This is a genomic window from Kitasatospora sp. NPDC054939, assembly GCF_053610105.1.
Genome location: NZ_JBSGXP010000197.1, coordinates 1 through 13,411 on the forward strand (window position 1 = coordinate 1; position 13,411 = coordinate 13,411).

The following is a 13,411-nucleotide window of genomic DNA, read 5'->3' on the forward strand; positions in this document are numbered from 1 at the left end:
GCCGCCCCCCCCGCCCCGCCGCACGACCGTGCGGGCGGCCTGCTCCTCGGCCGCCTGTCTAGCGGCCAGGTAGGCCTGGACCGCGGCCATCCCGTACACCGGTTGGATGAGTTGGTGGCCCTTGAAGAAGGGTCTGGCGGGGGCGAATCCGGCGGCGACCACCAGTTCGCGGATCTCGGTTATCTCCGCCTCGCTGCGCGCGGTGAAGCGGACCTCCCAGCCCTTCTTGTACGTATGGCCCTGTTCGCCGGTGCGGCGGGCCGGGTCCGGCCGGCGGACGTATCCGGGCAGTCGGCCGAGGCGGAGCTGGGCCGCGCGAAGGCCTGCGGTCTCGTCACGTGACATGGAGGTAAGCGTAGGCAATCCGGCGGGGCGGGAGTGACGCCCGGAGGGCTTCGGCGTATGCCTTTGGTCACTCAGGGTCAGACGCCCTGGTCGATGATCGACTTCGATCGATGATGACAACCGTACGACCGCCTATTACTCCGTTTGGGTGAGGGTATGGGGACTTTAGTGCGGGCTGGTCCCGGTTTCACGACGGTTGGGTAACAGTGCGTCAGGCGGCCGATGTCCGGCGGGGGGTGTTGGGGATGGTGTCGGCATGACCTTCCAGATCCCCACGCCGCCCCCGTCCCTCGAAGAGCTCGCCCGCCGTCAGCAGAACGTCATCACCGCCAGCCAGTTGCGCGCCCGCGGCGTGCCGGCCCGGGTGATCAGCGAGCACTGCCGCCGCGGCGGTCCGTGGCAGCGGCTGCTGCCCCGGGTCTACCTGCTGCAGTCCGGCGACCCGACCCCGGAGCAGCGGATGTGGGCGGCCCTGCTGTACGCCGCGCAGAACGGCCGCGAGGAGGGCCGCCGGGAGGGCGCGGTGATCACCGGCACGGCGGCGCTCGCGCTGTACGGCTTCGCGGCGGTGCCCCGGCTGCCGGCCGTCACCGGGGTGGCGGTGCTGGTGCCCCGCCAGCGCCGGCTGAAGGACGCCGGCGAGGTGCGGATCCGGCGCACCGAAAGGGAGTTGGTGGCCCGTTCGGTGCACGGGCTGGACTGCGCCCCGGTGGCCCGGGCGGTCGCGGACGCGCTGCGGGAGTGGACCGACGAGGGCGTCTTCGAGAACGGCAGGGCCGAGCCGCAGCTGGTCCGGGCGGTGCTGCGGGAGGCGGTGGCGCGCCCGGAGGCCCGCTGCACGCTGCGGGAGCTGATCGCCGAACTCGCCGAGTCGGGGCTGGCGGAGGACGTCCGGGTGCGGGCAGCGCTGGACGAACTCCTCGCCGCCGAACGCGAGTCGGTGCTGCGGCGGGTCGGCGAGCTGGTCGACGAGTGGCTGCTGCCGGTCCCGCTGACCGGCCCGGAGCTGCGGATGCGCGGCGGCACCTACGTGGCGGTGCCGGACCTCTACTGGCCGCAGGCCGGGGTCGCCGTCGAGGTGGACTCGGAGCTGCGCTGCGTCAGCGAGGGGGAGGCCGCCTGGGTGCGCGGCGGCCAGCATCGGATGGAGTACCTGGGGGTGCGGGTGGTGTACGTGTCGGGCGCGCGGCTGGCCGCCGAACCGGACGCGGTCGGCGGCGAGCTGCGCGAGGCCTTCCTGGAGGGCGGCAGCGACGTGGTGGAGCTGCTGGTCGCCGATTGCTGAACCCGCCGACGGACGGTCAGCCGCGCACCACCGGCGCGCCGACCAGTTCCACACCGGCCGCCCGCAGCTCCTCCAGCGCGGCGGCCGTGGTCTGCGGGGAGACCCCGGCGGTCAGGTCCAGCAGCACCCGGGTGGTGAACCCGGCCCGGGCCGCGTCCAGGGCGGTGGCCCGCACGCAGTGGTCGGTGGCGATCCCGACCACGTCCACCTCGTCGACCTGCCGCTCGCGCAGCCACTCCGCCGGGCCGCGGCGGTTCTCGTCCAGGCCCTCGAACCCGCTGTACGCCGCCGAGTAGGCGCCCTTGTCGAACACCGCCTCGACCGCGCCCGAGATCACCGAGGGCGCGAAGTTGGGGTGGAAGCCGACCCCCTCCGTCCCCGCCACGCAGTGCACCGGCCAGCTGTTGACGTAGTCGGGCTGCTCCGAGAAGTGGTCGCCCGGGTCGATGTGGTGGTCGCGGGTGGCGAGGATGTGCTGGTAGCCGGGGGAGGCCTCGGCGATCAGGTCGGTGATCGCGGCGGCGACCTCGGCACCGCCGGCGACGGCCAGGCTGCCGCCCTCGCAGAAGTCGTTCTGCACGTCGACGACGATCAGTGCCCGGTGCATGTCTCGCAACCTCGGTTCTGGAGTGACAGTGCCGTGCCCGGACGGCGGGTGGGTGGGGGTGGGTTCCCCCGGGGACTTGTCGGGAACTCTACGGCCGACTCTAGGGAGTGGCGCGCGGAGGCGGAAGGCCCGCGGTGCGCCCGCGCCCTCAGGCGAGCAGTTCGGTCGCCAGGACCGGCTCGCCCCGCGACAGCTGGGTGGCCGACAGCGGCAGGGCGGCCCGCGCCCCGGCGTGCCGGTCCCGGGCGGCGGCCAGCGGCTCCCGGCCGACCACCTCGCCGTCCAGCACCAGCGGCACCTGGACGACGTGCGGGGCCAGTTCGGCCGGGACGGTTCCGGTGCCGACGACCTCGGCCTCGGCGGTGCCGTCCGCGTCGGGTCGGCGGGCCGCCCACTTGCGTCCGCCGACGCTGGTCTTGCCGCCGGCCGAGCGCTTGGCCACCGGCTCCAGCGGTCCGCCTGCGTACTGCTCCCGGGCGACCAGCTTGTAGACCATGGCGCAGGTCGGGTGCCCGCTGCCGGTGACCAGGCTGGTGCCGACGCCGTAGCCGTCCACCGGGGCGGCGGCGAGCGCGGCGATGGCGTACTCGTCGAGGTCCGAGGTCACGATGATCCGGGTCTGCTGCGCGCCCAGCTCGTCCAGCTGGCGGCGGACCCGGTGGGCCAGCAGGGTCAGGTCGCCGGAGTCGATCCGGACGGCGCCCAGCTCCGGCCCGGCCACCTCGACGGCGGTGCGCACCGCCTCGTGCAGGTCGTAGGTGTCGACCAGCAGGGTGGTGCCGCGGCCCATCGAGGCGATCTGTGCGCGGAAGGCGTCCCGCTCGGTGTCGTGGACGAGGGTGAAGGCGTGCGCGGCGGTCCCGGTGGTGGGGATGCCGTGGACGAAGCCCGCCTCCAGGTCGGACGTGGCGGTGAACCCGGCGACGTAGGCGGCCCGGGCGGCGGCGACGGCGGCCTGCTCGTGGGCGCGCCGGGCGCCCATCTCGATGCAGGGGCGCCCGCCGGCCGCCGAGGTCATCCGGGAGGCCGCGGCGGCGACCGCCGAGTCGAAGTTGAGGATCGACAGGACGACGGTCTCCAGGATCACCGCCTCGGCGAAGGTGCCCTCCACGGTGAGCAGCGGCGAACCGGGGAAGTAGACCTCGCCCTCGGGGTAGCCGTGGATGTTCCCGGTGAAGCGGTAGTCGGCCAGGTAGCGCAGGGTGTCGTCCTCGACGACGCCCTGGTCGGCGAGCCAGTCGAGCTGGGCGGCGGTGAAGCGGAAGTTCTCCACGGCGTCCAGCACCCGTCCCGTGCCCGCCACCACGCCGTAGCGGCGCCCGTCGGGCAGGCGGCGGGTGAACACCTCGAAGACGGAGCGGCGTTGCGCGGCCCCGCTGCGCAGGGCGGCCTGCAGCATGGTGAGCTCGTAGCGGTCGGTGAGCAGCGCGGTCGAGCCGGCCGCGAGCACGGTAGTGGCGTCCATGAGGATGATGCTACTACCACTTAGCGTCAGAGTGACGATTTCTCGCGCCGGAGGCCGGGCCGGAATCGCCCGGTGATCCCCCGGATGGCAGCATGGGGAGCGGAAGAAGGCTTGTGGGGCAGTCTGTGCAGCGAGGAGGAGCCGCGGTGGGTGTCGCGCCCGTGGAGATCGAGCGCCCGGAGGTCGAGGGCCAACCGGTGACGGAGCCGGACACGCCGTGGGTGACCATCGTCCACAACGACCCGGTCAACCTGATGAGCTACGTCCAGTACGTTTTCCAGGCCTACTTCGGCTACCCGAAGGACAAGGCCAGGAAGTTGATGATGGAGGTGCACACCAAGGGCCGGGCGGTGGTCTCCAGCGGTTCCCGCGAGGAGATGGAGCGGGACGTCCAGGCGATGCACGGCTACGGACTCTGGGCCACCCTGCAGCACGACTGACCCGCGCCCACCCGCGCACGCACACCACCGACACGACGAGACGGGCTGACCGATACAGATGGCTGGGTTGTTCGAGAGCGCCGGCGACGGGAGCGCGGCGATCGCGCTGGACGGGCTGGACGCCGCCATCCTGCGCTCCTTCGAGGTGCAGATGCTGGAACTGATCGGGCCGGGCCCGGGCGGGGAGGACGACGACCCGCTCGCCGCGCTGTTCGCCGAGGGGCCGACCGAGGCGCCCAGCGACCCGGCGCTCGCCCGGCTCTTCCCCGACGCCTACGGCGACCCCGAGCAGCCCGCCGACGCCGAGACCCTGGCCGCCGCAGGCGAGTTCCGCCGCTACACCGAGCCCGACCTGCGCACCCGCAAGCGCGACGACGCCCTGCACGTCGTCCGGATGCTGAACGGCCTCGGTGGCGACGGCGGACAGCTCGACCTCGACCCCGCGGACTGCCGGCGCTGGCTCGGCGCCCTCAACGACCTGCGGCTCGCCCTCGGCGCCTGGCTGGGCGTGACCGAGGAGGACCAGGAGGGCCTGTACGAACTGCCGGACGGCGACGAGCGCAAGCCGCTGGTGGTGGCGTACCTGTGGTTCGGCGTCCTCCAGGAGTCGCTGCTGGACGCGATGTTCGACTGATCCGGCCGCCGGTCGGACGGCCGCCGACCGCTCCTCGGACACTCCGGTGGACGCGGTCGGGGCCCTGGCTATCCTGACCGCATGCTGACCATCACCCGAGAACTGCGCGACGCGATCGTCGCCCACGCGCGCGCCGACCACCCGGACGAGGCCTGCGGTGTGGTCGCCGGTCCGGAGGGCTCGGACCGTCCCGAGCGGTTCGTCCCGATGCTCAACGCCGCCCGCTCGCCCACGTTCTACGAGTTCGACTCGGGCGATCTGCTCAAGCTCTACCGCGAGCTGGACGACCGCGACGAGGTGCCGGTGGTGGTCTACCACTCGCACACCGCCACCGAGGCCTATCCGTCGCGCACCGACGTCAGCTACGCCTCCGAGCCGCACGCCCACTACGTCCTGGTCTCCACGGCGGAGGGCAACGGCCCGGACGACCCGTTCGAGTTCCGGTCGTTCCGCATCGTGGACGGCGTGATCACAGAGGAAGACGTCCAGGTCGTCGAGGCCTACCCGGCCTGACCCGCACCCCCCTGGACCCCCGGCCCGCCGACCGTCCGCGAACGGTCCGCGGGCCGCGTCGCGCCCATAGGCATCTCAACAGGGGAAACGAAAGCATCCGGATCCCGAGACAGGCATGTCGGAGCGGGCCCGGGAATCTATACGATGAGCCCATGCGTTCCGTCGATGTGAGCAACCAGGCCCCGGGCACCCGCCTCGTGGCGCGCCTGCACATCGACCTGTGCCGGCACGCCGGAGCGATCTGTCCCGGTACGCCCGCGCGCTCGCGCTGAGCCGCCCGTACCACCGGCCCGCCCGCCGGCACCCCGCCCCCGGGCCGACCACGCCCTGCCGCGCCGTTCGCGGCCCACCCGAACCCACGACCCGCACAGGAGCGCACCCATGGCCATCGAGGTCCGCATCCCGACCATCCTCCGCACCTACACCGACGGCGCCAAGGCCGTCGAGGGCAACGGCAGCAACCTCGGGGAACTCTTCCACGACCTCGACGCCCGCCACCCCGGCATCGCCGCCCGGCTGCTGGAGGGCGGCGAGCTGCGCCGCTTCGTCAACGTCTACCTGAACGACGAGGACGTCCGCTTCCTGGAGGGCATCTCCACCGCCGTCGCCGACGGCGACAACGTCACCATCCTGCCCGCCGTGGCCGGCGGCTCGCGCTGACCCCGCGCTCTCCCGCCCGCCCCCCGCGGGCGGGAGAGACCGCCGTTCCGACCCTCAACGCCGTTGCCGGAGGCCCCCCTTGCGTTACGACAGCCCGCTCGAAGCCGTCGGCAACACCCCGCTCGTCCGGCTGCCCCGGCTCTCCGCCGGCATCCCCGGCAACGACGAGGGCCGGGTCACCCTGTGGGCCAAGCTGGAGGACCGCAACCCCACCGGCTCCATCAAGGACCGCCCGGCGCTGCACATGGTCGAGCGCGCCGAGGCCGCCGGACTGCTCACCCCCGGCTGCACGATCCTGGAGCCCACCAGCGGCAACACCGGCATCTCGCTCGCCATGGCGGCCCGGCTCAAGGGCTACCGGATGGTCTGCGTCATGCCGGAGAACACCAGCGAGGAGCGCCGCGAGCTGCTGCGCATGTGGGGCGCCGAGATCATCCCCTCGCCGGCCGCCGGCGGCTCCAACACCGCCGTCCGGATCGCCAAGGAACTCGCCGCCGAGCACCCCGACTGGGTGATGCTCTACCAGTACGGCAACCCCGACAACGCGGGCGCCCACTACGCCGGCACCGGCCCCGAGATCCTCGCCGACCTGCCCGGGGTCACCCACTTCGTGGCCGGCCTGGGCACCACCGGCACCCTGATGGGCGTCGGCCGCTTCCTGCGCGAGAAGGTCCCCGGCGTGCAGATCGTCGCCGCCGAGCCGCGCTACGACGACCTGGTCTACGGCCTGCGCAACCTCGACGAGGGCTTCGTCCCCGAGCTGTACGACGCCGAGGTGCTGACCACCCGGTTCTCCGTGGGCTCCGCCGACGCCGTTCGCCGCACCCGCGAACTCCTCCAGCAGGAGGGCATCTTCGCCGGCGTCTCCACCGGCGCCATCCTGCACGCCGCGATCGGCGCCGGACGCAGGGCGGCCCGGGCCGGCGAGCGCGCGGACATCGTCTTCGTGGTCGCCGACGGCGGCTGGAAGTACCTCTCCACCGGCATCTACACCGCCGCGAGCACCGACGAGGCGGTCGAGGCGCTGCAGGGCCAGCTCTGGGCCTGATGCCGGCGCCGGCGCGGGCGGCACGGATGTGCGGGACTGCGCCTGCTGTGCGGGCGCGTACGGGTGCACACCACGGTGACCGCCGCGGGCGGCCGGCATTTGTCCGTGTGATGCCCCCGGTTCGTCACGGAACGACCACGGGCCCCGATCCGGGCAGGAGGGCCGCGACCGGCCGGAAAAGCTGATCACGAACGCTTACCCCCCGCACCCGGAGGTGGCCCCGTGACCCGCAGCACCGACCTGTGGTCGTACGCCGAGATCGCCCGCCACATCAACGTCCAGCCCGAGACCGTCCGCAACTACCGCCGGCACGGACTGCTGCCCGACCCCGACGTGGTCGACGGCAGCGGCTACCCCCGCTGGTACCCGGACACCATCCGGGCCTGGGCCCGCAAGCGCCCCGGACACCGCTGAGCGCAGCCTCCGCCGCCCCGCCCCCGCCCCCGCCGTTCCGGGTGATTCCAGCCACAGCGCGGCACGGAGACGGGGGCAAAGTGCCTCTCCGCCCTTACTCTCGACACGCGAACGCGCAGCGCTACCCACCGGTCTACCTGCCGGTAGCGCGACGATCAGTGCTGACCACAGCAGACGACAGCAGACGACCAGCGGCAGCCAGGACGTGTCGGGGCGGAGGGGCTCGGATGAAACTGACCGTGGTGGGGTGCTCGGGGAGCTTCCCGTCCGCCGAATCGCCGTGCTCCAGCTACCTCGTGGAGGCCGACGGCTACCGCGTGGTGCTCGACCTCGGCAACGGCGCCCTCGGCGCACTGCAGAAGTACTGCGACCTGTACGCCGTGGACGCCGTTCTGCTGAGTCACCTGCACGCCGACCACTGCATCGACCTCTGCGCCTACTGGGTCGCCCGCAACTACCGCGCCGAGGGCTGTCCCGACCCCGTCCCCGTGTACGGGCCCGCGGGCACCCCCGAGCGGCTGGCCCGCGCCTACGACATGCCCGAGGAGCCCGGGATGAAGGAGGTCTTCGACTTCCGCACCCTCAGCCCCGGCAGCTTCGACCTCGGCCCGTTCCGGATCACCGTCGCCCGGGTCAACCACCCCGTCGACGCCTTCGCCTTCCGGCTCGAACACGCCGGCCGCAGCCTCGTCTACTCCGGCGACACCGGCGAGTGCGCCGAACTCGTCGAGCTCGCCCGCGACAGCGACCTCTTCCTCTGCGAGGCCGCCTACATCGACGGGCGCGACACCTACCGGGCCGTCCACCTCAACGGCCGCGAGGCCGGCGAGCACGCCGCCGCCGCCGGCGCCCGACGCCTGGTCCTCACCCACATCCCGCCGTGGACCGACGCCGAGCACAACCGCCGCGACGCCTCCGCCGCCTTCGCCGGACCGGTCGACGTCGCCAGAGCCGGCGCGGTCTACGAGCTGTAGGCGGGCAGCTCCCGGTCCACCGGGGTCAGCCAGTGCCGGTAGCGCGGATCCGCCCCCGACACCGCCGCCGCGTACGCCTCCTGCAGCCGCCGGGTCAGCGCCCCCGGCGCGCCCGGCAGCTCACGGTCGTCCAGCGAGCGCACCGGCACCAGCCCGGCCGCCGTACCGCAGACGAACACCTCGTCCGCCGCGTACAGGTCCGACCGCAGCAGCCGCACCACCCGGGTCCCGACCCCCAGGCCGCGGGCCAGCGCCAGCACCGTGTCCTGGGTGATCCCCTCCAGCGCCCCGGCGCTCGGCGGGGGCGTCAGCAGCAGCCCGTCGCGGACCGCGAACACGTTCTCCGAACTGCACTCGCCGACCGAACCGTCCGGGCCCAGCAGCAGCGCCTCGTCGTAGCCCGCGTCCGTCGCCTCCCGCCGGGCCAGCACCGCGTTCAGGTACGGGCCGGTGGCCTTCGCGGCCGGCGGCACGCAGTTCGGGTCCGTCCGCCGCCAACTGCTGGTCTTCACCCGGATCCCCGCACCGTCCTCCGGCAGCTGCGAGCGCCACTCCCAGCCCGCGATCGCCGTCACCATCGGCGAGAACCGCATGTCCAGGCCCATCGAACCGTGCCCCAGGAAGGCGAAGTGCCGCAGGTAGCACGACCGGTGGCCGTTGGCCCGCACCAGCTCCACCGTCGCCGCGGCCAACGCGTCCACGTCGTAAGGGAGTTCCATGCGCAGCATGCGGGCGCTGCGGACCAGCCGGCGCAGGTGCTCGGGCAGCCGGAACACCGCAGGACCGTCCGGTGTGTCGAACACCCGGGTGCCCTCCAACACCCCCGTGCCGTAGTGCAGTCCGTGCGTCAGGACGTGCACCTGCGCCTGCTGCCAGGGCACCAGCGCGCCGTCCAGCCAGATCGTCGAAGCCTCGGGAAGAACCATGCCGCCATCCTGGCCGCGCCACCCTCCCCGGACGGCCGTTCGGGCCCGACCGGAACCGGACATGACCGGGAGCGGAACCGGGCGCCCGGCCGTCCCCGGGTGCGCCGGTCTCGCGGAGCGGAATGCCCGGCGGCCCGCCCGCACCCGCACTACCCTGCGGCGGATGGAGAACGGCGCGTTCGGCGGCAACGGCGAGTACGACGGGAACGGCGGGAACGACGGGAACGACGGGAACGGCGAGTACGACGGGAACGGCGAGCACGGCACCCCCCGCGGCGACGCCGCCACGCTCTACGCCCGACTGCTCGACGGGCCCGCCCCCGCCCCCGCCGCCCTCGGCTGGGACGAGCACCGCCTCGCCACCGCCACCGCCGAACTCACCGCTCTCGGACTGCTCCAGCCCACCGCCGCCGCCCCCGGCCCGGCCGGCACCGCACCGGCCGCCGCCGACGCCCCGGTCTCCGTCGACACCGCCGTCCGGCAGCTCCTGCGCGACGCCGACACCCAGGTCGGCGCCCTCGTCGACGCCCTCCGCCGCACCCGAGACTCCGTGGAGCGCCTGCACAGCGGCTACCTGCCGCTCCAGCACCGCCACCGCACCGGGACCGGCCTCGAACTCGCCCACGGCGCCGACCGGATCGCCGCCCTCCTGGAGGACGCCGCCCGCGGCGCCCGCACCGAAGTGCTCTCGCTCCGCCCCGGCCAGGACCTCTCCGGCCCCGCCCTGGCCGGCAAGCTCGCCCGCGAACGCCTCGCCCTCGCCCACGGCGCCGCCCTGCGCACCATCTACCCGGCCGCCGCGCTGCGCCGCCCACCGGTGCTGGCGCACGTGCGCGAGCTGACCGCGGCCGGGGCGAGGATCCGGACCGCGCACACCCTGCCGCTCTGGCTGATCGCGGTGGACGGCCGGTTGGCGATCCTCCCCGCGCCCGGCTCCGGCCCCGGCGGGGACGCGCCGGCCGCGGGGGCCGCCGTCGTGGTCCGGGAACCGGCCGTCGTCGCGGTGGTCGCCGAGCTGTTCGAGTACTTCTGGTCGGCGGCCTGGACGCCCCCGGAGCTGACCGAAGGCCCGCGCGGGGCGCGGGAGTTCGGCGACCGCCGACAGGAGGTGCTGCGGCTGCTGGCGGCCGGGCTCACCGATGCCGCGATCGGCCGCAAGCTGGAGGTGTCCGAGCGGACGGTCCGCCGGCTGGTCGCCGAACTGACCGCCGACCTGGGAGCGGAGAGCCGCTTCCAGGCCGGCGTCCAGGCCGCCCGGCTCGGACTGCTCTGAACGGTCCCGGGCCCGCCGGGCTCAGCGCCGTCCGGCCCGGTCAGCGCCGTCCGGGCACCGGCAGGCCGAGGTGCTCGCGCAGCGTCGTCCCGGTGTACTCGGTGCGGAACACCCCGCGCTCCTGCAGCAGCGGCACCACCCGGTCGACGAAGTCGTCCAGCCCGCCCGGCGTCAGGTGCGGGACGAGCACGAAGCCGTCCGCGGCGTCGCTCTGCACGTGCTCGTTCAGCTGCGCCGCCACCTGCTCCGGCGTACCGATGAAGGACTGCCGGCCGGTCAGCTCGATCACCAGCTCACGGCTGGTCAGCCGCTTCTCCTCCGCCACCGCCCGCCACCGGGCGACGATCTCCCGGGGGTCGCCCAGCCGGGTGCGGCCCTGGACGAGCGTGCTGTCCACCACCGGATCGGCGGCGGGCAGCGGGCCGTCCACGTCGTGGTCGGACAGGTCGATGCCCCAGACCTGCTCCAGGTAGGCGATCGCGGTCCGCGGGCCGACCTGGGCCAGCCGGATCGCGTGCGCCCGCTCGCGGGCCTCGGCCTCGGTGTCGCCCAGCACGTAGGTGGCCGCGGGCATGATCTTCAGCTCGTCCGGCTTGCGCCCGTACGCGGCCAGCCGGCGCTTCACGTCCTGCTGGAAGGCACGGCCGGCGTCCAGGGTGGAGTGCCGGCTGAAGATGACGTCGGCGTGCGCGGCGGCGAACTCCCGCCCCTCGTCGGAGTCCCCGGCCTGGATCACCACGGGGTGGCCCTGCGGGGGTCGGGGCAGCGAGAGCCGGCCCTCGACCTCGAACTGCGGCCCGCGGTGCCGGACGGTGGCCGGCTCCGCCGCCGAGCCGTCGCCGTCGTCGGCGGCGTCCCAGAACTTCCGTGCCAGTTCGACGAATTCGGCGGCCCGGGTGTAGCGGTCGGCCCGGTCGAGGTAGCCGCCGCGGCGGAAGTTCTCCCCGGTGAAGGCGTCCGAGGTGGTCACCACGTTCCAGGCGGCCCGGCCGCCGGAGAGGTGGTCCAGCGAGGCGAACCGCCGCGCCAGCTCGTACGGTTCGTTGAAGGTGGCGTTGACGGTGGCGGCCAGGCCGAGCCGGGTGGTGACGGCGGCCAGCGCGTTCAGGACGGTGATCGACTCGGGCCGGCCGACCACGTCCAGGTCGTGGATGCGGCCCTTCACCTCGCGCAGCCGCAGGCCCTCGGCGAGGAAGAAGAAGTCGAACCGGCCGCGCTCGGCAGTCTCGGCGAGGTGCCGGAAGGACGAGAACGCGACCTGGCTGCGCGACTCGGGGTCGGTCCAGACGGTGGTGTTGTTGACGCCGGGGAAGTGCGCGGCGAGGTGGATCCGCTTGAGCGGCCGGTCGGTCATCGGGTCACCTCGGCGAGGTCGGCGGAGGGCTTCGGGGCGGTCACGGGGGCGGTGTAGCGGTTGGCCGGACGGGCCAGCCCGAGCCGGTCCCGCAGGGTGCGGCCGGTGTACGCGGAGCGGAACAGTCCGCGCCCGCGCAGGGCCGGTACCACGAGGTCGGCGAGCGCGGCCAGGTCGCGGGCCGGATCGGCGGGCACCAGGTGGAAGCCGTCGACCCTGCTGCTGCCCGCCAGGTCCTCGACCAGGGCGTCGGCGGCGGCCGCGTCCGGCAGGTCGACCGTTCGGCGGGCGAGCACCCGCAACTGCTCGCCGGCCTGCAGCCGCAGCGCGGTCGCGGCGCTCCGCAGCGACGCCGGGTCGGGGGCCTCCAGCAGGGCCACGTCGGCGTGCCGGACGGCGGTGGCGACCCGGGCCCGGCCGCCTGCGCCCGCGTCCGGCGCGAGGTCGTCGGCGTGCACCGGCACCGCGATCACCGGGCGGCCCTGCGGCGGCCGGGGGGTGATCGAGGGGCCGCGCACCGAGAAGGTCGGGCCCTCGAAGTCGATGTAGTGCAGCTTGTCGCGGTCGATGAACCGGCCGGTGGCGACGTCCCGGATCTCGGCGTCGTCCTCCCAGCTGTCCCAGAGCCGGGAGGCCACCTCGGCGGCGTCGCCCGCCTCGGCCCACAGCAGGTCGGCGGGGGCGGTGCCGCGCCGTCCGAAGGCCCTGGCCTCGGCCTCGGTGGTGGATATGCCGACCAGCCAGCCGGCCCGGCCCTCGCTGACCCAGTCCAGCGTGTTCACCGCGATCGAGGTGTGGAAGGGCTCGGTGTGGGTGGTGGTGACGGTCGGCACCAGGCCGAGCCCGGCGGTCTGCGGGGCGAGCCGGGCGAAGGTGGCGAGCGCGTCCGGCCGGCGCGGCTCGGGGGCGTAGGAGTCGTCGAGGGTGACGAAGTCGAGGGTGGCGCGCTCGGCGAGCCGGGCGAGGGCGGCGAAGTGGTCGGCGTCGACGTGGCCGGGGTCGTCGAGGGCGGCGGAGAGGTGCAGTGGGCGGGGCATGGTGGGCCTGACTTTCCTCGTGCGGGAACGCGGGAGGTGCGGGTGCGCGGCGTACCCGGTGTGCGCAGGCGCGGGGGTACGGCGGCGGGTGTGCCCGGTCGCGGGAGGCGCGGCCCCGGCGCGCGGGTGCGCGGGTCGCGGGTCGGTGGATACCGGTCCGCGGGTCCGGTGGCGGGGGAGGCCGCCCGGCGGGGCGGGCACGGGGGGCGGGGTGTCCGGCGGGTCGTCAGCCGGGCAGCCGCGGGGAACGGGTCAGGCGCAACACGCCGCGGACCACACGCGACCGAAGTCGATGTGGCTGCGGGTGACCAGCAGGCGCGGGGCGTTCATCGCATCAGTTGACCAGCGCACTCGGCGGTTCGTCAACCACCGTCTCGCCGTCCGGCCCGGGATGCGGAACGGCCCCGCCCCGCCGCTCGGGGGGAGCGAGCGGCGG

General features: G+C 74.3%; 16 protein-coding genes. 10 read left to right on the top strand and 6 right to left on the bottom strand.

Annotated features, from left to right (window positions below):
* On the bottom strand, positions 1-345 hold a 345-nt coding region (locus ACWGB8_RS35170), incomplete at its 3' end, for a hypothetical protein (protein WP_452217724.1).
* A gap of 256 nt (positions 346-601) precedes the next feature.
* Between ACWGB8_RS35170 and ACWGB8_RS35175 the strand changes: the two genes are divergently transcribed.
* Positions 602-1,630 carry a hypothetical protein gene (locus ACWGB8_RS35175; RefSeq protein WP_452217725.1) on the top strand — a complete coding sequence of 343 codons (1,029 nt, stop codon included), beginning with the start codon at positions 602-604 and terminating at the stop codon, positions 1,628-1,630.
* Positions 1,631-1,646: 16 nt separating this feature from the next.
* Here the strand turns inward: ACWGB8_RS35175 and ACWGB8_RS35180 are convergent, their stop codons facing one another.
* Both ACWGB8_RS35180 and ACWGB8_RS35185 read right to left on the bottom strand, forming a co-directional pair.
* The gene (locus ACWGB8_RS35180; RefSeq protein WP_452217726.1) at positions 1,647-2,237 is read right to left on the bottom strand and encodes an isochorismatase family protein; all 591 of its coding nucleotides are present in this window, start codon (positions 2,235-2,237) and stop codon (positions 1,647-1,649) included.
* A gap of 148 nt (positions 2,238-2,385) precedes the next feature.
* Positions 2,386-3,702, bottom strand: coding sequence for a nicotinate phosphoribosyltransferase (locus ACWGB8_RS35185; protein ID WP_452217727.1), 1,317 nt, complete (start codon positions 3,700-3,702; stop codon positions 2,386-2,388).
* Positions 3,703-3,848: 146 nt separating this feature from the next.
* On the opposite strand from ACWGB8_RS35185, the gene clpS reads away from it, so the two are divergent.
* From clpS to ACWGB8_RS35225, 8 genes are all read left to right on the top strand, one after another.
* The gene (gene clpS / locus ACWGB8_RS35190; protein ID WP_452217728.1) at positions 3,849-4,142 is read left to right on the top strand and encodes an ATP-dependent Clp protease adapter ClpS; all 294 of its coding nucleotides are present in this window, start codon (positions 3,849-3,851) and stop codon (positions 4,140-4,142) included.
* Between the two features lie 58 nt (positions 4,143-4,200).
* The gene (locus ACWGB8_RS35195; RefSeq protein WP_452217729.1) at positions 4,201-4,776 is read left to right on the top strand and encodes a DUF2017 domain-containing protein; all 576 of its coding nucleotides are present in this window, start codon (positions 4,201-4,203) and stop codon (positions 4,774-4,776) included.
* An 81-nt stretch (positions 4,777-4,857) separates the two neighbouring features.
* Positions 4,858-5,289 carry a Mov34/MPN/PAD-1 family protein gene (locus ACWGB8_RS35200; RefSeq protein WP_452217730.1) on the top strand — a complete coding sequence of 144 codons (432 nt, stop codon included), beginning with the start codon at positions 4,858-4,860 and terminating at the stop codon, positions 5,287-5,289.
* 152 nt (positions 5,290-5,441) lie between these two features.
* Positions 5,442-5,561, top strand: a complete 120-nt coding sequence (locus ACWGB8_RS35205) for a putative leader peptide (RefSeq protein ID WP_317621128.1) — start codon at positions 5,442-5,444, stop codon at positions 5,559-5,561.
* Positions 5,562-5,670: 109 nt separating this feature from the next.
* The gene (locus ACWGB8_RS35210; RefSeq protein WP_452217731.1) at positions 5,671-5,949 is read left to right on the top strand and encodes a MoaD/ThiS family protein; all 279 of its coding nucleotides are present in this window, start codon (positions 5,671-5,673) and stop codon (positions 5,947-5,949) included.
* 79 nt (positions 5,950-6,028) lie between these two features.
* Complete coding sequence (locus ACWGB8_RS35215; protein ID WP_452217732.1) at positions 6,029-6,997, top strand: PLP-dependent cysteine synthase family protein; 969 nt, start codon at positions 6,029-6,031, stop codon at positions 6,995-6,997.
* Positions 6,998-7,219: 222 nt separating this feature from the next.
* The gene (locus ACWGB8_RS35220) at positions 7,220-7,411 is read left to right on the top strand and encodes a MerR family transcriptional regulator (protein ID WP_452217733.1); all 192 of its coding nucleotides are present in this window, start codon (positions 7,220-7,222) and stop codon (positions 7,409-7,411) included.
* Between the two features lie 227 nt (positions 7,412-7,638).
* Complete coding sequence (locus ACWGB8_RS35225) at positions 7,639-8,385, top strand: MBL fold metallo-hydrolase (protein WP_452217734.1); 747 nt, start codon at positions 7,639-7,641, stop codon at positions 8,383-8,385.
* On the opposite strand, the gene ACWGB8_RS35230 is transcribed toward ACWGB8_RS35225, so the two are convergent.
* Positions 8,373-9,311, bottom strand: a complete 939-nt coding sequence (locus ACWGB8_RS35230) for a branched-chain amino acid transaminase (RefSeq protein ID WP_452217735.1) — start codon at positions 9,309-9,311, stop codon at positions 8,373-8,375. The two genes, ACWGB8_RS35225 and ACWGB8_RS35230, sit on opposite strands and share 13 nt — an antisense overlap.
* Positions 9,312-9,474: 163 nt before the next feature.
* Between ACWGB8_RS35230 and ACWGB8_RS35235 the strand changes: the two genes are divergently transcribed.
* A complete protein-coding gene (locus ACWGB8_RS35235; RefSeq protein ID WP_452217736.1) occupies positions 9,475-10,584 on the top strand; it encodes a helix-turn-helix domain-containing protein in 1,110 nt (369 codons plus the stop codon).
* A 40-nt stretch (positions 10,585-10,624) separates the two neighbouring features.
* Here the strand turns inward: ACWGB8_RS35235 and ACWGB8_RS35240 are convergent, their stop codons facing one another.
* Both ACWGB8_RS35240 and ACWGB8_RS35245 read right to left on the bottom strand, forming a co-directional pair.
* Positions 10,625-11,938 carry an NtaA/DmoA family FMN-dependent monooxygenase gene (locus ACWGB8_RS35240; RefSeq protein WP_452217737.1) on the bottom strand — a complete coding sequence of 438 codons (1,314 nt, stop codon included), beginning with the start codon at positions 11,936-11,938 and terminating at the stop codon, positions 10,625-10,627.
* Positions 11,935-12,975: an LLM class flavin-dependent oxidoreductase gene (locus tag ACWGB8_RS35245; RefSeq protein ID WP_452217738.1), complete on the bottom strand. Its 1,041-nt coding sequence runs from the start codon at positions 12,973-12,975 to the stop codon at positions 11,935-11,937. The genes ACWGB8_RS35240 and ACWGB8_RS35245 overlap by 4 nt, the downstream gene beginning before the upstream one ends.
* Between the last annotated feature and the right edge of the window lie 436 nt (positions 12,976-13,411).

Bases quoted from the DNA above. Each gene is read 5' to 3' on its own strand.
- ACWGB8_RS35175 (WP_452217725.1), top strand. From the start codon at position 602: ATGACCTTCCAGATCCCCACGCCGCCCCCGTCCCTCGAAGAGCTCGCC.
- ACWGB8_RS35180 (WP_452217726.1), bottom strand. From the start codon at position 2,237: ATGCACCGGGCACTGATCGTCGTCGACGTGCAGAACGACTTCTGCGAG.
- ACWGB8_RS35185 (WP_452217727.1), bottom strand. From the start codon at position 3,702: ATGGACGCCACTACCGTGCTCGCGGCCGGCTCGACCGCGCTGCTCACC.
- ACWGB8_RS35195 (WP_452217729.1), top strand. From the start codon at position 4,201: ATGGCTGGGTTGTTCGAGAGCGCCGGCGACGGGAGCGCGGCGATCGCG.
- ACWGB8_RS35200 (WP_452217730.1), top strand. From the start codon at position 4,858: ATGCTGACCATCACCCGAGAACTGCGCGACGCGATCGTCGCCCACGCG.
- ACWGB8_RS35205 (WP_317621128.1), top strand. From the start codon at position 5,442: ATGCGTTCCGTCGATGTGAGCAACCAGGCCCCGGGCACCCGCCTCGTG.
- ACWGB8_RS35210 (WP_452217731.1), top strand. From the start codon at position 5,671: ATGGCCATCGAGGTCCGCATCCCGACCATCCTCCGCACCTACACCGAC.
- ACWGB8_RS35225 (WP_452217734.1), top strand. From the start codon at position 7,639: ATGAAACTGACCGTGGTGGGGTGCTCGGGGAGCTTCCCGTCCGCCGAA.
- ACWGB8_RS35230 (WP_452217735.1), bottom strand. From the start codon at position 9,311: ATGGTTCTTCCCGAGGCTTCGACGATCTGGCTGGACGGCGCGCTGGTG.
- ACWGB8_RS35235 (WP_452217736.1), top strand. From the start codon at position 9,475: ATGGAGAACGGCGCGTTCGGCGGCAACGGCGAGTACGACGGGAACGGC.
- ACWGB8_RS35240 (WP_452217737.1), bottom strand. From the start codon at position 11,938: ATGACCGACCGGCCGCTCAAGCGGATCCACCTCGCCGCGCACTTCCCC.
- ACWGB8_RS35245 (WP_452217738.1), bottom strand. From the start codon at position 12,975: ATGCCCCGCCCACTGCACCTCTCCGCCGCCCTCGACGACCCCGGCCAC.